This is a genomic window from Phocaeicola sp. RTP21359st1_B8_RTP21360_211022 (genome assembly GCF_040911965.1).
In the GTDB taxonomy this organism is placed as follows: Bacteria; Bacteroidota; Bacteroidia; order Bacteroidales; family Bacteroidaceae; genus Phocaeicola; species Phocaeicola vulgatus.
In genome coordinates, this window is sequence record NZ_JBDFXP010000042.1 from 23135 (window position 1) to 45835 (window position 22701).

The 22701-nt window shown below is 45.4% G+C and carries 12 protein-coding genes; 4 read left to right on the forward strand and 8 right to left on the reverse strand.

What is annotated here, in order from left to right:
• Positions 1–190 precede the first annotated feature (190 nt).
• Complete coding sequence (locus tag AB5062_RS18120) at positions 191–637, forward strand: MarR family winged helix-turn-helix transcriptional regulator (protein WP_005841174.1); 447 nt, start codon at positions 191–193, stop codon at positions 635–637.
• A 108-nt stretch (positions 638–745) separates the two neighbouring features.
• Complete coding sequence (locus AB5062_RS18125; protein ID WP_005851190.1) at positions 746–928, forward strand: hypothetical protein; 183 nt, start codon at positions 746–748, stop codon at positions 926–928.
• A 75-nt stretch (positions 929–1003) separates the two neighbouring features.
• On the opposite strand, the gene AB5062_RS18130 is transcribed toward AB5062_RS18125, so the two are convergent.
• The 3 genes from AB5062_RS18130 to AB5062_RS18140 all read right to left on the reverse strand — a co-directional run bounded on the left by AB5062_RS18130 (position 1004) and on the right by AB5062_RS18140 (position 5694).
• Positions 1004–1702: a response regulator transcription factor gene (locus AB5062_RS18130; RefSeq protein WP_005841169.1), complete on the reverse strand. Its 699-nt coding sequence runs from the start codon at positions 1700–1702 to the stop codon at positions 1004–1006.
• 1 nt (position 1703) lies between these two features.
• Positions 1704–3272 carry a sensor histidine kinase KdpD gene (locus tag AB5062_RS18135; protein ID WP_005841165.1) on the reverse strand — a complete coding sequence of 523 codons (1569 nt, stop codon included), beginning with the start codon at positions 3270–3272 and terminating at the stop codon, positions 1704–1706.
• Positions 3273–3534: 262 nt separating this feature from the next.
• Positions 3535–5694, reverse strand: a complete 2160-nt coding sequence (locus AB5062_RS18140) for a translation factor GTPase family protein (protein WP_005841163.1) — start codon at positions 5692–5694, stop codon at positions 3535–3537.
• A 236-nt stretch (positions 5695–5930) separates the two neighbouring features.
• On the opposite strand from AB5062_RS18140, the gene hemW reads away from it, so the two are divergent.
• Positions 5931–7061: a radical SAM family heme chaperone HemW gene (hemW, locus tag AB5062_RS18145; protein ID WP_008670144.1), complete on the forward strand. Its 1131-nt coding sequence runs from the start codon at positions 5931–5933 to the stop codon at positions 7059–7061.
• 153 nt (positions 7062–7214) lie between these two features.
• Here hemW and AB5062_RS18150 read toward each other — a convergent pair whose 3' ends face one another.
• The 5 genes from AB5062_RS18150 to AB5062_RS18170 are packed head-to-tail and all read right to left on the reverse strand — an operon-like array spanning position 7215 to position 17928.
• The gene (locus AB5062_RS18150; RefSeq protein ID WP_008670146.1) at positions 7215–9152 is read right to left on the reverse strand and encodes a sialate O-acetylesterase; all 1938 of its coding nucleotides are present in this window, start codon (positions 9150–9152) and stop codon (positions 7215–7217) included.
• A gap of 27 nt (positions 9153–9179) precedes the next feature.
• Positions 9180–11225, reverse strand: a complete 2046-nt coding sequence (locus AB5062_RS18155) for an alpha-glucuronidase (protein ID WP_368326929.1) — start codon at positions 11223–11225, stop codon at positions 9180–9182.
• A complete protein-coding gene (locus tag AB5062_RS18160; RefSeq protein WP_005844642.1) occupies positions 11222–13816 on the reverse strand; it encodes a glycosyl hydrolase 115 family protein in 2595 nt (864 codons plus the stop codon). The genes AB5062_RS18155 and AB5062_RS18160 overlap by 4 nt, the downstream gene beginning before the upstream one ends.
• 12 nt (positions 13817–13828) lie before the next feature.
• Complete coding sequence (locus AB5062_RS18165) at positions 13829–15412, reverse strand: glycoside hydrolase 43 family protein (RefSeq protein ID WP_005844640.1); 1584 nt, start codon at positions 15410–15412, stop codon at positions 13829–13831.
• Between the two features lie 8 nt (positions 15413–15420).
• On the reverse strand, positions 15421–17928 hold the full coding sequence (locus AB5062_RS18170; protein WP_005844638.1) for a family 43 glycosylhydrolase: 2508 nt from the start codon (positions 17926–17928) through the stop codon (positions 15421–15423).
• 237 nt (positions 17929–18165) lie between these two features.
• Between AB5062_RS18170 and AB5062_RS18175 the strand changes: the two genes are divergently transcribed.
• A complete protein-coding gene (locus AB5062_RS18175; RefSeq protein WP_005844636.1) occupies positions 18166–22218 on the forward strand; it encodes a two-component regulator propeller domain-containing protein in 4053 nt (1350 codons plus the stop codon).
• Positions 22219–22701: the final 483 nt, after the last annotated feature.

A 22701-nucleotide genomic window follows, 5' to 3' on the forward strand; every position in this document is an offset into this window, starting at 1 on the left:
TAAATTAAATTTCAAATGCGAGTGCAAAAGTAGATATTTTATCTTAATCTACAAAGAGTTATCGCAATTTTCTTCAAAAAATATAGTTTCATTTTACAATTAATTTTCCTTTTTATATTTTTTATCTGTGAAAAATAAGTTATATCCGCCAAGAATTGTATATTTGCAAAGTTGTTTAAACAATAATTCCATGATAGAACAATTTAGTTTTGATATCCAATTAATATTTGCCATATTAAATGGCAAAGTATCTGCCGCCATCAACCGGAAACTAAGCCGGAATTTTCGCCAGAATGGTGTAGAAATTACCCCCGAACAGTGGACAGTCCTTCTTTTTCTATGGGAAAAAGATGGTGTCACACAGCAAGAACTATGTAATGCCACTTTTAAAGACAAACCCAGCATGACCCGCTTGATAGACAATATGGAACGCCAGCATTTGGTGGTGCGCATCGCCGACAAAAGAGATCGACGCACCAATTTAATTCATTTGACCAAAACCGGCAGAGAATTGGAAGGCAAAGCACGTTTCATCGCAAACAAGACATTGAAAGAAGCACTGCAAGGATTAACATTGGAAGAACTGAAAGTCAGCCAAGATGTATTAAGAAAGGTATTCACCAACATCAAAGACTAAAGTTTTTCAAGGTTTTCATCTTTTTTTCCTAAAATAATTTCCATGATAAGAGAATTATGCTTTAATTTGTACACAAGAATAAATATAATCTATTAATAAAATACACACATGAAAAGCTTACTTAAGAATTTAGGTCTGATACTGATGATCATCGGCGCCGCTATTTTAGTCGGTGTTTTCTTCACCGGAAGTGCAGCAATTAACGACAACGGTGTTTTAGGTGGAAGTGCCGCCCTTATCGTTATAGGTTTAATCGTTTATATTGTATTAAACAAACGCATTGTTGATTAAAGTATAAGAGAACAAAAATAAAAAAGTCCGAAACAAATGTTCCGGACTTTTTTATTTCATCTATTTCACTCAGCCTTATTCTACTTCAGGAGTAATCAGTTTATACCCCTTCCCGTGAATGTTGATAATCTCGATAGAATCATCTTCTTTCAAATGTTTACGCAACTTAGTGATATACACGTCCATGCTTCGTGCATTGAAATAATTATCATCAATCCAAATGGTTTTCAATGCGAAATCACGCTGCAGAATCTCATTAGCATGAGCACAAAGCAAGCCCAATAATTCGGATTCTTTCGTAGTCAGTTTAGTCTGTTTTCCATCGATAGCCAAAATTTGTTTCTGAGTATCGAAAGTAAAACGACCAATCTTGTAGATATTGCTTTCCTTGTTTCTCTTACCACGTACACGACGCAAAATAGCCTCGATACGGAAAGTCAACTCTTCCATACTGAACGGTTTAGTGATATAGTCATCCGCACCAATCTTGAAGCCTTCCAATATATCCTCTTTCAAAGTTTTAGCAGTCAGGAAGATAATAGGAATTTCAGCATTAGCCTGACGGATTTCCTGTGCTAAAGTAAAACCGTCTTTCTTCGGCATCATCACATCCAATACACATAAGTCGTATTTGTTCTTAAGGAAAGCCTTGTAGCCAGCCTCACCATCCGGGCAAAGTTCGGCCGAGTAGCCTTTTGCCTGCAAATATTCTCTCAATAGCATGCCAAGATTCTCATCATCTTCGCATAACAAGATACGCAATTTCTCGTCCATATTATTCATTTTTTAATAAAGGTAATACAATTATAAATTTAGTTCCTACATTCAATTCACTCTCGGCACGTATAGCCCCTTTGTGATCTTGAATTATTTTTTTCACATAAGCCAGTCCCAAACCAAAGCCTTTCACATCGTGTAGGTTACCGGTATGCACACGATAGAATTTATCGAATATCTTCTTCAGGTTTTCTTTCTTAATACCTATTCCATTGTCCTGGATAGAGATATAAAGCTTGCCCGATTCATTCCAAGTACGTACATTCAACAACAATTCGCCTTCCTGTTTTTTATATTTCACTGCATTGTCCAGCAAATTAAAAATAACATTTGTAAAATGCATCTCGTCTACAAATATATCCGGATTTACCGCATCCAGATTCGAAGTGATTTTACCATTGTATTTCTCTACCTTCAACGTGAAAGTATTGACAACACCGGCTATCAAATCATTTGCATTCACCTCTTTCATCTTCAGCGTCGCTTTTTGCTTTTCGAACATAGACATCTGCAACACCTTTTCCACTTGGAAACGCAAACGTTTGGTCTCATCATTTATCACTCCGGATATATGCTGGAACATAGCAGGAGATTTGCCCACTGCCGGATCTTTCAACATCTGGGCCGCCAACGATATGGTAGAGATAGGCGTCTTGAATTCATGTGTCATATTGTTTATGAAATCATTCTTTATCTCGGTCAACTTCTTCTGACGGAAGATGATATAGATAGTAAAGATGAACGTCACAAGCAATACGAATGTGAAGATCAGTGACGGGATCATAAATTTAACAGAACTGAATATGTAACTGTTCAATGTAGGAAAATGAATATTTACTGTCGCCATACGAGCCGGAGGATCATTTTTAAATAAAACCTGCGGATATGTATTCTCACTACCCTCTTTGGTATAATCAGGGCAATGGTAAACTTCCGTCCCGTCACGGTCTGTCACCGTAAAATGATAAGGAATGTCAATGCCATTATTCAGCAATTCCGTCTTTAAAAACAAGTCCAACTGTTTAAAGTTGATTCTTTTGTTCAAAGGTTTGTCACTAGCTGTATACAAAATGTTATAGACCACTTCGTCCAACAATGCACGTTGGTACACATATCTGTCTTTGATTATTTCCTGCAAGGCTCTTGAAGTCTGAGGAATGTTCTTACCAGTCGAAATAATTGCTTTAGGAATATTAGAAGGACGATTCGCACTGAACCTCATCTTCAATTCAAAAGTAGAGTAACCGTTCAATCCGTCGGAAGTAATGGAATACTCATGCGTATGCGCCACCACATCACCACTTCCTTCCCCCTTCTTCTCTTCGGACTGCTCCCTGGACAGCTGTGCTGCTTTTTCCGTAGCAATCGCATCATCCTCAAGATACTTTTTAGTTTCCACCAACTCAATATTCCGACACGCCTGGACCAAGCTGCGCTGAACAGACTCATCAAATTGCCCTTTGCGCATTTTCACCATTTCTTCAATATAGCTTACCTGCAAATACAATAAGCTAAGAAATGATAGCCCCATTACAATACCTAATACCCAAATAGTAGACTTTTTCATGCCAGCAAAATTAAAAGCGTTAAATCTCATCACACAATAGATTAACCAAATTTAAACGGCCATTCTCTATAATTAACCGAAAAAGTCATTTAAGCTAAGATTCTGACTATTATAACAAAATTTACGCCAATTGGTTTGCAAAAATAATAAAAAATTAAGTTCAAAGCCAAATAACAAACCTAAAAGTTTAAGTTACCTTAAATAAAAAGAGACGCATTTTTAACGAAATACGTCTCTTCTAAGTACGAAATTTTACACTTTATCAATCATCTTTATTCTCTTTAGCTTCAAATTCCTTCATCAATTTTTCTTGTACGTCTGTCGGAACCAATTCATAGCTGGCAAACTTCATAATAAATGAAGCGCGACCGCCTGTCAAAGAACTTAAAGAAGTGGAATAAGAAGACATTTCTTTCAGAGGTACTTTTGCAACCAGTTTTTCGTATCCACTTTCACTGCTCATCCCCATAATCATACCACGACGACCTTGCAAATCACTCATCACATCGCCCATTTTATCGCTGGGAACGAAAACCTCCACATCATAAATCGGCTCCAGAATCTTAGGTCCGGCATTCTTAAATGCCTCACTGAATGCATTACGTCCTGCAAGCATAAAAGAGATTTCATTTGAGTCTACCGGATGCATCTTACCATCATAAACAATCACTCGTACATCACGCGCATACGAACCTGTCAACGGACCCTGCTCCATCCGGCTCATAATCCCTTTCAAGATAGCGGGCATAAAACGGGCATCAATAGATCCTCCCACGATACTGTTAATAAAGACTAATTTACCACCCCATTCCAAAGGTATTTCCTCAGTCCCCTTCACATTTATCTTGAATTCCTGACCGTTAAACTTATACGTTTCGGGTACAGGCATTCCTTCATAATAAGGTTCAACAATGAGATGGACCTCACCAAATTGCCCAGCACCGCCTGATTGTTTCTTATGACGATAATCGGCACGGGCTGCTTTAGTGATTGTTTCACGATAAGGGATCTTAGGCTCCTCAAACTTAATCTGCAATTTTTCGTTATTTTCCAAACGCCACTTCAAGGTACGGAGATGAAACTCACCTTGTCCATGCACAATAGTCTGTTTCAATTCCTTAGATTGCTCCACTTCCCAAGTAGGATCTTCCTCACGCATACGGTTCAATATAACCATCATCTTCTCTACATCAGCCTCATTTACAGGCTTGATGGCACGCGAGTATTTAGCATTAGGATATTTAATGAAGTTAAACCGGTTTTCACAGTCTTTGCCGTTCAAGGTATTTCCAGTCTTTACATCTTTCAATTTCACAGTACAACCAATATCTCCGGCTACCAGTTCCTGCACCGGAATACGATTAGCTCCCGCACAAACAAAAAGCTGTGCCATACGCTCTTTAGAGCCACGATCAGCATTAGTCAAATCGTCACCTTCGTGTACTTTTCCGCTCATCACTTTAAAATACTGCACACCACCGATATGGGGTTCAACGGCAGTCTTGAAGAAATAAAGAGAAGTAGGGCCATTCGCATCGGGAGGCACAGGAACACCACGGGTATTATGAACCACAGGCATATCCGATACGAATGGAACAACATTACCTAAGAATTCCATCAGACGACGGACACCCATATCCTTACCTGCACATACACAGAAAACAGGGAACATACCACGTGCCGCCAATCCCTTACGGATACCTTCACGCATTTCATCTTCAGTCAATGATTCCGATTCAAAGAACTTTTCCATCAGTGTCTCATCATTTTCAGCAGCAGCCTCTACCAAAGCTTTATGCATTTCCAATGCCTTTTCTTTCTCAGAATCAGGAATCTCTTCAATTGTAGGAGCGCCCCCTTCAGGTCCCCATGAATATTTCTTCATCAACAGCACGTCAATGAGTTCATGAAAATTAGGTCCCGTTTCAAGAGGATACTGCACGGGAACTACCTTGGAGCCATAAATGCTACGCAACTGTTCGAGCACATTGTCATAGTCACATTTCTCATTATCAAGCTGATTGACCAAAAAGATAACCGGCTTGCCCAGCTTTTCAGTATAACGGAAGTGGTTCTGAGTACCTACTTCGGGACCGTATTGTCCATTCAGCAGCAAAATAGCAGTATCGGTTACATTTAGCGCGGTTATGGCAGCCCCTACGAAGTCATCACTACCCGGACAGTCAATTATATTTAGTTTTTTTCCATTCCACTCTACATGATAAACGGTAGAGAACACTGAATAACCATATTCTTGCTCTACCGGAAAATAATCACTAACCGTGTTTTTGGCAGTAATTCTGCCACGACGTTTTATAATACCACTCTCAAAGAGCAAAGACTCTGTGAGGGTGGTTTTACCTGAGCCATCATTGCCAAGAAGTGCAATGTTTTTAATTTCGTTAGTCTGATATACTTTCATGATATCTAAGGTTTAATTATTAACAAACGGATATGTGTTTCATATCTCCTAAAAATGTGGAGCGCAAATTAGAAAATAAAGAGAAAAAAAGCAACTCAAAGGATAGTGTTACTAAACTATGTTTTACGGCAGATATAAAAAGGCCATAGGCTTATGTCTTCACATTCTTGGTGTTAGTAGGCTTTAATTTGTCTGATAAGCCCTTTTTTTATAGCTTTGCTGAAAATTTTAAATTTATGGCAGGTATTTATCTTCATGTCCCTTTTTGCAAACGACGTTGCATTTATTGCGATTTTTTCTCTACGACTCAAAGCGAAAGAAAAACAGCCTATATACATGCAGTATGCAGTGAATTGGAAATGCGAAAAGAATACCTTGGCGGTGAAACGATTGAAACCATTTATTGGGGAGGAGGCACTCCTTCTCAGCTTGATAAAGAAGACTTTGAGACTATCTTCTACTATCTACATAAGAACTATTCCATCAGCAGTCATCCCGAAATAACCCTTGAAGCCAATCCTGACGATCTGACCCCGGACTATATCGCTATGTTACGTACCCTACCCTTCAATCGGCTGAGTATGGGCATTCAAACTTTTAACGAATCCATTTTGAAAGTACTGCAACGCCGTCACACCGCCCGGCAAGCCATCGAAGCTTTCCAGAACTGCCGTGCCGCCGGGTTTCAGAATATCAGCATTGACCTGATGTATGGCCTGCCCGGAGAAACCTTGTCAACCTGGCAACAAGATTTGGATCAAGCCCTTTTATTACACCCCGAACATCTATCGGCCTATCACCTGATATACGAAGAAGATACCGTATTGTGGAAGCTGCGTGAACAGCATAAAGTGGAAGAGGCGGACGAAGACTTAAGCGTTTCCTTATTCAGCACACTGATAGACCGGCTGACCTCCGAAGGGTACGATCATTATGAGATTTCCAATTTCTCGCTGCCGGGCCTTTACTCACGCCACAATTCCAGTTACTGGACAGAGAAAAAGTATTTGGGCTGCGGCCCTTCCGCCCACTCATACAATGGCGTTTCCCGCCAATGGAATGTCGCCTCACTGGATACCTATATAAAAGGAATCTCCGCAGGGACACCCGTTTTCGAAATAGAAGAATTGGATTTATATACCCGGTATAACGACTTTGTCATTACCCGCATCCGCACGGAATGGGGTATGCCATTGTCAAAGCTACGTGATGAATTTGGAGAAAAGTTGTACGACTACTGTCTCCGCATGGCTGCTCCGCATTTAAAGCAAGGTACATTAGAACTTGTCAATGATATATTGAAACTCACCCGCAAAGGCATCTTTATTTCTGACGGGATCATGAGCGACATGCTTTGGACAGACTGAAAAGAATCATCATTCAGGCTCACCTGCAAAATCAGAGAGGAAGTGTGCATAAAGGATTGGTACACTCACGGAATATAACCTCAACAGGCAGTGTACTAAATAATTCATATCAACTCATTTAGTACACTATCATTCCTGCCCCCAACATTTGAATTATTGACCCCCCAATGAAATTTGGAAAGGAGAAGCCGGCAAGCCGGCCATATTTCTCAAATTCGCATGAACCGGATTATCATCCCAACCATAACGTACCGTCACTGGATGAGGGATACCTTTATGCCATACCGCCACCTGATTCCCATTAACGACAACTGCTTCTGCCCATTGAAAATGTCCATCGGCACCGGCTATCGCAAATCCCTTCAATTCATCTACCACCCGTAATTTATCAGTTCCCGCTTCAAAAGAAAGAATAGCCTTTCCTTCATGATTGACAGTCATGCCCGTACACATGGGCCCGTTGTGCACACTCTTTTTATCACCATACACCCCTCTTTTCGCCAACAGGGAGATACGTCTTGCCAGTTCTTTTTTATTCAATGGATGAATATCGTTCCACTCGCCCAAATCAATCGCTACCGCTAAAGCTGCATTCGGGACTTTCAACGCTACTTGCCGTTGCGCTTCACGCAAAGCCGCCCAATTACTTTCTACCGGCTCCGGATGTGTCTGCATGAAATTGGCCAACTGTACAATGAAGAAAGGCAATTCTTTATCAGCCAGTTTCTCACGCCAGTCAATAATCATGGCAGCCAGCAATTCCTCATATTCATTAGGACGGCCCGTATTCGTTTCTCCCTGATACCACAACGCACCGGTAAAGGTCAGATTACGCAGAGGAGAAATCATGGAATTATACATGCCGGTAGGAACATTCTGAAAAGAGACACTGTTGGTGCGTGCAGGCATCTCACAGCCTAATTGATATTTCCAGCGGCTGGACAAACGGACTGTATCTATCCCCCATGCCAGACAATAAGGTTTATCGGGCACAAAACTGGCGGCCCCTCCGTAATTAATCAGCCGGACAGTCACCAGATTCTCACCGGGTTTCAATATAGAAGCCGGCACCCGATAAATACGCGGCGGATACTGATAGAAAGTGTTACCTACAAAAATCCCGTTCACAAACACCGAATCGGCATCCACCATGCACCCCAAACGAAGAACAGCCTCTTTTCCGGCTTGTTCCGCTGATACATTCACTTTCTGACGGAACCAATGAGAGCCACTCACCGGATATCCATTCTTTCTTCCCCATTCCTTGGAAAACATATCTACAGTCTGCCAGTCCGTATCATCCAGTTCCGGACGATTCCAGCATATCCCGTCATGAAGTCCCCGGTCTCCTTTGTACAAAGCGGTATCCCAAAAACGGTTCATCATCTGTCCCGAACGGTTGCACAACTCACGATACTCATCCGAATCAAACAAATCACGCTCGTGCAACTGACGCGGAAACTTCTGCAAGGCCTCCTCACTCATCCAAGCCTCGACGGAACTTCCCCCCCAACTGGAGTTAACAATGCCCACAGGTACTTGCGTCTCCCTATACATCTCCTTGGCAAAGAAATAAGCCAAAGCAGAGAAAGAAGGAGCAGTTTCTTTAGTCAGCGGCATCCAGTCCGCTCCCGGCAAATCGTCTTTAGGTCCATGCAAATCATTGCCTAAAGGAATCTTCACATACCGTATCATCGGATTCTCATCCCTTGCTATTTCCTCGGCAAATTTATCAGTCACCCGTCCGGCGGTCAATTCCATGTTAGACTGTCCGGAGCAAAGCCAGACATCACCCACTAGAATATCTTTCAACCGGATATCATTCACGGTCATTTCAAAAGGGCCGCCTGCCTTCATGGGAGGCAGCTCCACCAGCCACTTACCATCTTCCCCGGCTACCGTACTGAATTTCTTCTTTTTAAAAACAACGGTCACATTCTCTCCTTTATCGGCATTTCCCCATATTTTAACGGGCCGCTCACGTTGCAATACCATACCGTCCGATAGGATGGCAGGCAATTTCACCTTTGCTTCGGTCCATGCGGAAAATGCACAAAGAACCGACATTACTAAAGCTAACTTATATTTCATGTTTCTTATAAAGTTAAAAACCGTAATTTATTTATTGAACCCACTCTCGGGACATTCATAGTTCGAGATTTCCAACCGGAAGCGTTTCATATCCTCCAACTCGTGTACAGGACGTTCTATGCCAGCCGGGATAGGCATCCCTGAGAAAGTCTGGAAATAAAGCAGACAAGCATCTTTCCACCACACGGCGTCACGCATCTGGATTTTCAATTTCGACTGCACTTCCCTGAACCGGCGTACATCTACAAAAGGTTCCACACTGTCCCATACTTCTTGAAAACCACGTACCTGCCGCACACCTCTATCGTATACATGGCACAACTCCCCCCAAAGCGTACGTCCGCTTTTCATCTGATGCTGCCAAGGCACATGATGGAACCAAAGCAAATAAATCTCGGGGCAAGTTGCCTTGTCATTGTAAATCTGACGAAGTGAATCGGGATACTGAGAAACGGCATCACTCCCTTTGCTGCTACGGTCGAAACCGATTCCCTCCTTATCTGCCTTATGATAATAAGAAGGTAGCCAGTCCGGACGAGCACCGGGCACACTACACCACGGTTCAGGTCCATAATGGTGCCCCCATGCAAACTGATGATGCAGCCCCAACGGCATCATATAATTCACCACCGCCTCCCGGCTCTGCAACATCATCTCTTTGACCGGACGGACAAATGCCGGCTGGGAAGTAAACGTCTGCCGCAACCACTCATCCGCAATCCGGTCTGAAGTCAGCGACGGATTCCATGCCAACCGCCCGAAAGCATACCAATTGGCTTGTGCAAAATGGTGTCCACACCAATTCACATCCGTACCGATGTTTGCCACACCCGCCACAGCTTTCAACCTATCCGGACGCACCTCGCCAAAAAACTCCTCCCATAAAGGAGCCAAATAAGCCAGATGATTGGAAAAGCCTAAATACTCCTGAGTAATTTGAAACTCCACCATCATGGGAGTCCGCTTCATGGCTGTGAACAAAGGGCTGTAAGGTTCGCGAGGCTGGAAATCTATCGGTCCGTTCTTTATCTGTACTATTACATTGTCATGAAACTGCCCGTCCAAAGGCATAAACTCCAAATAGGCCTGCTTGGCACGGTCACTGTCGGTAGGACTATAGACAAACGCCCTCCACATCACGATTCCTCCGTAGGGTTTCAACGCATCCGCCAGCATATTCGCTCCCTCGGCATGAGTACGCCCGAAATCACATGGTCCCGGCTGCCCCTCCGAATTGGCCTTTACCAAAAAGCCGCCAAAATCAGGTATCAACGTATAAATTTCTTTCACTTTCCGCCTCCACCACCGGATGACCTCCTTGTCCAACGGATCTGCCGTATCCAACTTGCCCAACTGGATAGGAGATGCAAAATTAACCGATAAATAGACCTTTATACCATAAGGCCGGAAGACATCAGCCAATGCCTTGACTTTCTCCAGACTGGAGGTTGCCAGCACTTGGGGCGAGGCATTGACATTATTCAGCACCGTTCCATTAATACCCACAGAAGCATTGGCACGGGCGTATGCCTCGTAACGTGGTGACAAAGTTCCGGGAAGTTCTTCCCAATTCCACAAAGAACGACCGGCATAACCACGCTCCACCGTACCATCCGGATTATCCCAATGGTTCAAGATGCGAAGATCATACACAGGTTGTTCAGTAACCGACAGAGGTACTGTGACCTGCCCCGCCGCCTGCATACGCAACAGACTATAAACACCATAAAGCAATCCTGCCTCGGTGGATGAAAGAATACGGACCTGATGTTCCGAAGAAGTGATGGCAAACCCATCCCCCTGCCCTGTCCTCTTTTTCTCCAAAAGTACAGGCTCTCCCTTCCAGGCGTTTTTCAACTCAGCAATGGCAATGGTTATGGTGGGTGACACTTTTCCTTTATATATAACTTCCACTTCCGCACCTTCCGCCGGGCGCATCACCGGCAACCACAAGCGGCTGCCGTCTTCTTCTGCCGGACAGGCATTGTCCGGTCGTGTACCGGCTTGCAACATTCCTGCCGCCAAGCACCCGCACATCATTCCTATCCAAACTGTCAATCTGATGTTTTTCATTGTCCATTCAGTTTATTTCTCCGGCAAGGAGATTCGTCCATAAACAAATAACTATCCTCATAACCGCCATAATCCACCACAATCTTTTCAAATACGATGGCAGGCTCCACCGGTTTCAGAACCAATGTATAGGTTCCGTCCGCACGGTCGGGCAGGCTCAACTTCACCCGGGTCTTCACCACCCGACGGGCCACTGTGGGATACAGTACGCGATATACATTATCCGGATGCTCGTTCAACTCCGCATTGAAACAGACAGTCTGCTCCTCCCCTCCTTCAAAACCTACTGTGTAGCGATGACCTTCCCGTCTGAGGAAGGGCAGGGTGGATTTCACAATGACATACACATTTACCGTATCTACTTTTTGCGGTATTTTCATTTTATAAGAGAGCGAAGCTCCCTCAGCAGACTGTGTATAAGGCATCAAAGCCACTCCGCTCAGCGTACGTCCCATGTGCGGTATGACTGTCCAGGCAGTTTCCGGTGCCGCGGATGATGCAAAATAATGCTCCGCCTCCATGGAAACCACCCCTTTGTCACCGGCAAACAAATACCCTCCTACAGCCTGTTCCGGTTGCTCTATCCGGTAAACTTCCGGCAAACGGTCGGCAGGGAAATCATCGTTCCACGAAGTATAGCCTATATGTTTCTGCGTCATCATTCCGTTCCACTTGCCTCCCGACATTTCTTCGTTGTATTCCCTGCACAATTCCGCATCGCGCCTAAACGCCTTCTCCACCTTGTCGGCCCACTCATTCGCCTGCGGATTGTTCTCCTGGTACAATTTGTGATTCATGGCTTGTGCATAGTACATTTCATACAGATTGGCCATCGCCTGCACAGGAAAAAGAATCAGTTGGCGATAAGCATCCCTGTAAGCGGCCTCCAGTTTCAAATACTGCCGCAAGGCTTCCGCCTCCAGCTTCACATATTCATCGGCCACCTGCCTCCATTCCCCCGAAGCCAAGTGATAAGTATCCTTATCCAGCATCTCGGGAGTCACGCGTCCATTGTACTTGCAATACAGGTTCAGGATACGCATGGCCTCATCCGCCTGTTCCTCACCGAACTGCTGCGCACAGAACGCTCGTGTATGCTCCAACAGATTCCCTGCCGCATAGCGTTCCGGATTCCAAGCCATATTCATAAAAAGAGTGATAGGATACTCCATCGGCTTCAAATCACCCACATTCAATATCCAAAGCTTATCCACCCCATAGCTGTAAGTCAACTGAAGCTGTTCCCACATATTTTGTATAGGAGTTACATTCAACCATTTGGAATTACGGGGAGCCCCCACATAATCTACATGATAATACATCCCCCATCCGCCGGAATGCTTCCGCTCCTTTGCATCCGGCAACCGGCGCACATCCCCCCAGTTGTCATCACTCAGCAACATAATCACATCATCGGGCACACGGAGTCCCATGTCATAATAGCGTTGCACTTCTTTATAAATAGCCCATACCTGCGGACGTTTCTCCGGCGCTTTTCCCGTCACTTCCTTGATAATGCGACGCTGATTCCGGAATATCTTCTCCATCAGGCGCATGTTTTCCTCATCACGCGGCACATATTTGTCATCTTCTCCTTCCTTTCCACCCATCGGAGTATCACCGTCACCTCTCATACCAATGGTAATCAAATCTTCCGTATCGGCCGCACGCTCCATACCTTCACGGAAAAAACGGTCAATCACTTGCTGGTTGGAAGCATAGTCCCATGCCCCATATTCGCTGCGCTTCCTCACCCATTCCTGATGATTGCGTGCCATAGGCTCATGGTGTGAGGTTCCCATTATAATCCCCATCTCATGGGCGGTCTTGCTGTTCTCCGGATCATCCGCATAAAAACTCCAACCCCACATGGCAGGCCACATAAAGTTACCGCGCAGACGCAAAATCAGTTCGAACACACGGGCATAAAAACGATGATCACCATAATTCGTGCCATAAGTGTGTTTCACCCACCCGGTCAGGCAAGGAGCCTCGTCATTCAAAAAGATACCCCGATACTTTACCGCCGGTTCTCCCGCCGTATAACTTCCACGCATCATCGAAAGATTCTGCCGGGGCATCACCGGCACATCCGCCCAGTCGTACCACGGCGAAACACCAATCTGTTCCGAAAGCTCATAAATCCCATAAATCGTTCCGCGTTTGTCACTTCCAGCAATGACAAGCGCTTCATTCACTCCGTTCAAGGGAGCAGACACCACAGTCATCAGGTATTTCTCATTCTTGCCCTCCAGCAATGAAGCATCTATCTTTTTCGCCTTTACCAATTCCCGGATATAACGGCTTTTCAACGTACCTACCATAATCATGCGCTTTACACCGGGAGTATAGCATAACCCGGCAGCCCGGCCACTCACCCGTTTAAAGTCATTCTGAAGATTCCTTACTGCTATCATCACACCGGCATCCTCCTGCTCGTCCACCAATATTTCATTGGCCACTCCGTTTTCCATCAGAGTGAAACGGTCGGGAGCCAGCCGGTCAAAAGTAATCCCTTTATGATCTATAGCTCCTACATTCAGGCACAAGGTGGAGAACAAGAATATCCCCACGCATTTTTTTAGTTTCATTCTATTCACTTTTTAGTTACCGTATTCAAAATAATCTATATCCACATATCCTCCCAAATCTTTAGTAGCATAATTAAAAATAGCAAACTTGCTTCCCATAAAGAATTTGGTATAATCAAAAACCATTTTACAAGGCTCCCCTATTCGTTTCCACGTTTTCTTGTCATAACTGTAGTAAAAAGTGGCTTCATCTTTTTTATCGGCAAAGTCGCCCTCCATACGAAGATAGACCACCTCTTTTTCACAATCTATGCGTTCCTTCTCCAGTACTTCCACAGCAGTCACCCTTTTTTCCCGGTCCGAAAGACTGACAGACTGATGTGACATCACCCACTGCTTTTTCCCGTTCTCCATGACCACAGCCAGCACTCCGGACAACCCATTAAAAGCACTGAAGCCCGCAACATCCCCTTCTTTCATCTTCGAGACATCCATAGCTACCACACCGCTGCATTTCGGCCCGCTCATACGCTGGGTCAAGGTATTGGGAGCCAGAAACAGATTATCCACCACCCTTCCGGTCCTCAACCGCAGGAAACCCGGACGCTCTGTCAGCGACCAGCAATTGTCCAACGGATTATGGTTCCACTGCCAGTTCAAGCTCAACCGGTCGGTGTCGAAATCATCACTTCCCATGATACTTCCTTTACACTTCTCTCCGGAAGCAGGCATCTCCATACACTCGGGCACACGTCCGTCCGCATCTCCCAGTATCGGCCAACCGTCTTCCCAGCGGCAGGGCATCAATGTGGGCACACGTCCTATGCCGCCCCTATCTTGAAAAATAAAGCCATACCAGTTTCCGTCAGGAGTATCGACTATACAGCCTTGTCCCACGCCACCATATCCTTGAAATTCGGTTTCTAAAATCACCTTTTTCTCATACGGACCAGTTATCTGGTCGGCACGATAGCACACCTCACGACGCAACCGTCCGGGAATGCTCCAGTCCATGGAAATCATCATCACGTAATATCTGCCGTTATGCTTGAATGCCTGACTTCCTTCCAGAAGTCCCTGCTCGTCGGCATCCCGCTCGAATATCTTTTGGTCTATACCTCCCGGCTCCACATCGCTCAGGTCGCTCTTGAGCTGACGAAGTTGTCCGGTGCCATAAAACAGATAGACTTTGCCGTCATCATCAAAAAACAAAGAAGCATCATGATGATGAGGCGGACGGGAGACTAATGTCCATTCGCCCGCCGGATCTTCGGCGGTATAGATATAACCACGATGAGGTTCATCATTGGGTGAGAACCATACATAGAACCGTCCGTCATGATAGCGGATGCTGGAGGCCCATTGTCCGCGACCATATACCGTGCCTTCCTTCAAATCATAACGGGGCAAGTCAGTAAGTCGTTGAAACACATAACTGATCGTTTCCCAATGCACCAAGTCCTTTGAACGCATCACCGGACAACCCGGCATCAGGTGCATGGTGGTGCTTACCAGATAGTAATAGTTTCCCACCCTTATCATGGAAGGGTCAGGTACATCCGCCTCAATCACCGGATTATGGAAGATTTCCCGTTGTTGTGCAAACGCCCCCGACAAACCAATGAAGCAGGTAATAATAATAATGATCTTCTTCATTTCTTTTTCTACTTTCTATTTTTGAACAAATGAGGCACAAACCGGTACAAGCAACGACGCCATGTCAACCACTCGTGTGCCGTGCCCTGCGATTCGTAATAGTCCACATGAATACCTATTTTGCGCAAAGACTCTGCCAGTTTTCGGGTACCGAACTGTTCTTCCGTTCCGCATCCCAAAAACAAGTAATGTACCTGCTTGTTAAACTTGCCGGCATCAGCAAACACACCGTCAAAGCAAGTCTTCACATCCAGTCCGAAGATAGCACCGCTGAATGCGCCAATATACGAAAACTTGTCCAGATGAGGCAATGTGGTAGTGAGAGTCTGATGACCACCCCATGACAATCCTGCCATTGCACGATGTTCACGATCAGTATAAGTCCGGAACGTCCTGTCAATCATCGGTATCAAGTCCTCCAGCATCACCCTGTAAAAAGAGGCACCATACAAAGCTCTCTCCTCATTCACATCCTTCCCTTTGCGAGGAATGAAAGGAGCTTTCACATCCCCACTGTCCATCACAACAAGCATCGGCACACATTGCCCGGAGGCTATCAGGTTATCCATAATATGTTGCATACATCCCTGTGCCGACCAGCCCGTCTCATCCTCGCCCATGCCATGTTGCAGGTAAAGTACCGGATAACGTTTTTTCACCTTGGTTTCATATTCAGCCGGAGTATAGACCATGCAACGGCGGAATTCCTTTTTGGCTTCCGAATAATAAGTACACGAGCGCACCTGCCCATGAGGTACTCCCTGCTGAGGACGATAGTAATCACCTTCCACTCCCTCGGGAACCTCTATCCCACTCGCCATACGGCAACAACCAAAGAAAGTGTAACTGGACGGATCGGCCACCTGCACCCCGTCCGCTATCAAAAAATAATAATGGAATCCTACGACCAACGGATCGGTCTTTACTGTCCAGAAGCCATCCGCGTCCTTCTGCATGTCATACTTCTTACCGCAACAGTCTACCTGAAGCCTTCCGGCTTGCGGAGCATAGAAACGGAAGTGGGCGCAATGCTCCTCGTCCAGCCGCGGATACTCGTAACCCGGAATATTGGTAGATGCGGCCTGCGTCCTGTCTTTCACCTCTTGCTCTGTCATTTCCTGCCGGCTGAATTTCCACCAGTCAAAATGAAACAGTTCACATCCTTTCCTGCCTTTGAACACAAAATAGACATCATGCACACCCGTCACAGGAACCGTTACATCCGCCTCTATACTTGTCCAACATTCCCATCCTCCGGTATGAGGAACCCTCATTTCAGCTATCAGCGTCCCGCCGATGCTGTCGGTCCTAATTTCTATCCACCCGCCACGAAGGGCACTGGCAACAGACACACAAAGACACTTGGGCGACAAATCTTCAAAATCCACCTCGCGTACCTTTATATAATCCCCGTCATGAATTCCGGATACATACACCCCCGTCTTTGCATTCCATTCCGACTTTACTCCCTCGGAGAAAGCTATCGTTTCCGCCTCCACACGTTGATAAGGAGTCAGTGTGCCTACCGGCGACACCCCTTCTGTCGTCGCATTAATTATCGGGAAAGTACCATCGGGGTTGTAACTGAACTGCTCCACTGCCACGCTACGTCCGAAACCACCCCCACCGGGTAATTTCCCGGTGTGATAAAAGAAATAAGAATTACCTTTATAATCCGTCACTCCACAGTGATTGGTAAACGAACCGGTATCTTGCAACGGCATAATTTCTCCCATATACTTCCAAGGTCCTGTCGGAGTGTCACTCATCGAGTAAGCGATGTGTTCGGGTACTCCGCCGGCTGCATACGACAGATAATATGTACCGCCACGCTTGTGCAACCACGGACCTTCCGTATAGATGTCCTTGTATTTCTTTCCTTTCTCCCGTTTGTCCGGCCCCGGAGAACCAAAACTCTCTATAGTCTGCTCCACCTTGGACACCTCACCATCCAGCGAAACCATATCGGCATTCAGCTTGGCATAGTAAACATTCGGATTTCCCCAATATAGATAAGCCTGCCCGTCATCGTCCACAAAAACCGTGGGATCAATAAAATCCCAGCTACCTTCGTAAAGCGGTCTGCCGATAGCATCCTTAAAAGGGCCGGTAGGCGAATCACCCACCGCCACACCGATAGCCATCGTGTTTGTCAACTTGGAATGCAGACACACATACCAATAGAATTTCCCGTTGCGTTCGATACATTGCGATGCCCAGGCACGATCGTCCGCCCAGTCGAAAGACTCGATGGCAAGCGGAGAACCGTGATCGGTCCAGTTCACCATATCTTTAGTAGAATAGACGCGCCACTCTTGCATCCAGAAAAAATCGGCATGGTCCTCATCGTGTCCCGTGTAAACATACAAGGTGCCATCGTGCACCATAGGTGCCGGATCAGAAGTATAGCAAGTCTGCACAATCGGATTCTGCGCCTGCAACACTCCGGCAAGCAACAGGGACAAGCCACTCATCATACATTTCCGGATACCGGATAAATCACATTCAAGTTTCATATTCATGGTATTAAATTCACAAGGCTGTTTTTACGTTCCGTTCTTCACTGCTCAACAAGAGCAAAGGTAAGGACATTCGCCTTATATCGGAGTGTAACCATGTTACATAGTCCTTTTTCCATGTTACAAACCTGCCCGATATGGCACAAAGTACCGAAATTACTTCCTTATTTATTAGGCTATATATTCTTTTTTGAATTATTTTTGTGCACCTGAATTTACTGGGATATTTATATTATGATGAAACATACGATTCTTATACTATTTCTTTTTCTGTCTTTGTTGTGCCACGGACAATCGTACAAATTCTTCACAACAGACAGGGAACTTTCCAGCAGTCTGATCAACAAAATATATCAGGACCGGAACGGCATGATATGGATTGCCACCGAAGACGGACTGAACCGCTATGACGGAGCCAAGTTCATCACCTACAAGCATGACCCGGAAAACGAGTACTCCCTCTGCCATAACTACGTACGAGTGCTGTACGAGGACAGCAAAGGACGGTTGTTCGTAGGAACCTATAACGGTATACAGCTATACGATCCGGAAACCGACAGCTTCAGCGCGCGAGCGCAATGGGAAGACGGAAAGACTTTTGACAGCAATATCATGTCCATTCTGGAACGTAGGAACGGAGAAATATGGGTATCGGGAAACAACTTGTGTACCATAACCATCACACAGGGGAAACTGACTGCACACAAACTGGACTTACCTATCCCCACCCAAATGACAGACTACATGATAGAGGACAGACAACACAATCTTTGGGTAACACAGGGTGAGAATGGTATCTACCGCCTCTCTGTGGACAATAAAAGCAAGCACTTTCTGAAACAAGAGAAGGGAATGACCATTGTGGACCTCTATGAAGACAACTACGGAGACATCTACCTGGCAACCATAGGCAAAGGATTGCTGAAATATAACCAACCAGCAGAAGAGTTCATTCCTATCCTTTATAAAGGAAAACAAAACCTGCCTATCAAATCCATCTGCCAGATAAGCCAAAACGAGCTTTGCCTGGGCACGGACGGGAAAGGCACCAAGATTTTCAACATCCCCAAACAGCTCATCACGGATTACCCTTTTGATAATAATTACCTCGACTCCGGTACCTCCAAAGTACACTCCGTCCTGAAAGACAATGCAGGAAACCTATGGATAGCCATTTACCAGAAAGGGGTTATGATGATTCCCGCACAGCCCAACAGTTTCAAGTACATAGGCTACAAATCAATAAACAAGAATATCATCGGCTCCAACTGTATCACCTCACTCTGCCGCGACCACGAAGGCATATTATGGATAGGTACTGACAACGACGGCATATACGGCATCACCACAGAACTGAAGCAAAAAGTCCATTATGCCCCACATGACAGCCCCTCTTCGGTTCCTTCCACCGTTTTCGGCCTGTATGAAGACTCTGAACATAATCTGTGGTTCGGATCCTATACCAACGGACTAGGCAGACTGGATAAGAAAACAGGACAGTGCAGCTATCTGCAGAATCTGACAGACAAGAATGGAAACCGTATCCAACGCGTGTATGATCTGGTTGAAGACCAGGACAAACGACTCTGGATAGCCACCATGGGAGCCGGACTTTTCTATTATGACTTGAAGACAGGACAGTCTGTATATGACCCTAAATTCAATGCTGCCACCAAAAAATATAAATGGATAAGCTGTCTTTTGTACGCCGGTGACAACCACCTTTATGTAGGAACGTATGACGGAATAAGATGTATAGACCTGAGCACCGACGACTTCAAGACTGAAGAAATCCTATCCAGACACATCATCCACTCCCTTTATGAAGACCCCCAAGGCAACATCTGGATAGGCAATTCCGAAGGACTGGCAGAATGGAATCCCCAAACCCAGCAACTAAAGACCTACACCACCGCCCACGGACTATCCAGTAACGCCGTATATGCTATCAAAGGAGACGGGCAGGACAACTTATGGATAAGCACCAATGCCGGAATGTCACGTTTTAATCTGAATACCCACACGTTCAGCAATTTCTATGCAGACGACGGTCTGCAAGGAAATGAATTCAGCAAAAACGCCTCTTTTGCCGACCACAACGGCATACTCTGGTTTGGAGGTACAAATGGAATTACCTATTTCAATCCTCAAGAGATTACGAATCCCGCAAAAAAATGGAACGTACGCATCATCGACTTCTATCTGCACGACCAGCCCATAAGGAAAGGAATGTTGTCGGGCGGAAAAGAAATCATAAACACCTCCGTCTTTGAGGCCCGGGATTTCCACTTGTCACATAACGACAACGCTTTCAGCATCGAGTTCTCTACCCGCGAACTAAATAATTCCGAACGTATCACGTATCTATATACCATAAACAACACCCCTTGGGTCAAGCTTCCCAAAGGAGTCAACCGAGTGTCATTCAGCGACCTTCCCCCCGGCGATTATCATTTCCGGATCAAAGCCGAAGATTATCTGCTGGAATCCGACACCGATGAAATCACCATTCACATCGCACCGGCATGGTGGGCATCGGGCTGGGCCATGCTGATCTATGCCTTATTGGCAGTAACAGCCGTCTATGGCATCATCCTGCAAGTGAGACACCGTTACCGCATAAGACAGGAAATGATGCAACATATCCATGCTGAACAGATAAACGAAGCCAAGCTACAGTTTTTCATCAACATCTCCCACGAGATACGTACTCCGATGTCGCTCATCATCAGTCCTTTGCAAAAACTGATGACAAACGATACAGACCACGAACGGCAAAAGAACTACCGCATCATCTGGCGCAATTCCGAAAGAATCCTTCGGCTTGTAAACCAATTGATGGATATACGCAAGATAGACAAAGGGCAGATGTCACTCGTTTTCCGTGAAACCGAAATGACCGGATTCATTAATGATTTGTGTGAAACCTTTACAGAACAAGCGAACAAAAAACAAATTACTTTGCAGTTCCACCACGAGGGCGCCGACCACTTAAAGTTGTGGGTGGACCCGGTGAACTTCGACAAAATTATCCTGAACATCCTGTCCAATGCCTTCAAATTCACCCCCGAAGGAGGCAGTGTGGACATACGGCTACGCACCGGTAAGGACTCCACCCTGCCGAAACCATTACAACAGTATGCCGAAATCACCGTGACCGACAGCGGAATAGGAATCGCCCCCAAAGAAACAGAACACATATTCGAACGCTTTTACCAGATACGGAATAGCCAAAACAACTCAAACATAGGTACCGGTATCGGGCTGCACCTCACCCGCTCACTGGTGGAACTTCATCACGGAGACATCCGTGTAGAAAATAATCCGGACGGACAACCGGGATGCAGCTTTATCATCCGTATGCCTCTGGGATGCGCCCATCTGCGCAAAGAAGAAATGGAAGCCGACAAAGCTCCTCTCTTCCACACTCCGGCTCCGGTCCTTCCTGTTCCTTATGAAACCGAGGAAGAAGAAAACGGAAAAACACGAACCAAAACGAAATACAAAGTACTGGTGGTAGAAGACGATGAAGATATACGCCGCTATATCTGCCGTGAACTGGCAAGCGATTACCATACCCTGGAAAGCTGCAACGGCAAGGAGGCACTGGAAAGCATCTTCAATAAAACCCCGGACCTGGTAATAAGTGATGTCATGATGCCCGAAATGGACGGACTTACCTTATGCCGCAAAATAAAGCAAAATGTGAACCTGAACCACATCCCGGTAATACTGCTCACCGCCAAGACACGGGAGGAAGACAATCTGGAAGGTCTGGAAACAGGAGCCGACGCCTACATGACCAAACCTTTCCATATGGAGATATTGAGGAAAACGGCCGCCAACCTGATCCGCAGTCGTGAACGGCTACGCAATACCTATACCGGACAACAGACCCAAGGGGATAAGGTACAACCAATAGAAGTACAGTCCCCCGATGACAAACTGATGGAACGAATCATGCGGGTCATCAACGAAAACCTGAGCAACCCGAACCTTACCGTGGAGATGATTACCACCGAGGTAGGCATCAGCCGCGTGCACTTGCACCGTAAACTGAAAGAACTGACCAACCAGACCACACGGGATTTTATCCGGAACATCCGACTGAAACAAGCGGCAGAACTATTGTCGAAGAAACGGTACACCATAGCCGAAGTGGCGGACTTGACCGGATTCACCAATCCCAACAATTTCTCGACCGCTTTCAAGGATCTGTACGGAATGCCTCCCAGCATATACATGGAACAACATTTGAAACAGGATAAGAATAAGGAAGAGAACTGAAAATAATTTCCGGTTCTCTTTTCCACCAAGTACAGACCCAGTTTCCGCCGAATGCAAACTTTGCGGATACAATGGTATGAACAAATACACTTTTCCTACAAAACACTCTTACATATACCTATTTCACGAACCTTTCTTCAGTCCATTCAGCCGGCATAACTCACTATTACACAATGCATAAGGCTGACAGTAGTCCTTTCAGTCTGCTATCAGTCCTTTCAGCCGATGGAAAAATATTTCCCAAGCTCTTTCCTTACTTCAAAACATATCCGACAGGAACAGACAGACCCCATATCCACCAATCGCAAACTACAAGCAACAACAAGCTGTACAAGTATCCTTTGCCAGCCTGATGAATACCCTAATTCCTCTTGCAGGGCAGACGCATTAAAAATTATTGTCCCGTAAAAGTTGTGACAAATAGTTTTCATCCCATCCCGCTTTTAGTCTTTTCAGATTCATACTTCCTTTTGTTGTTTTCTC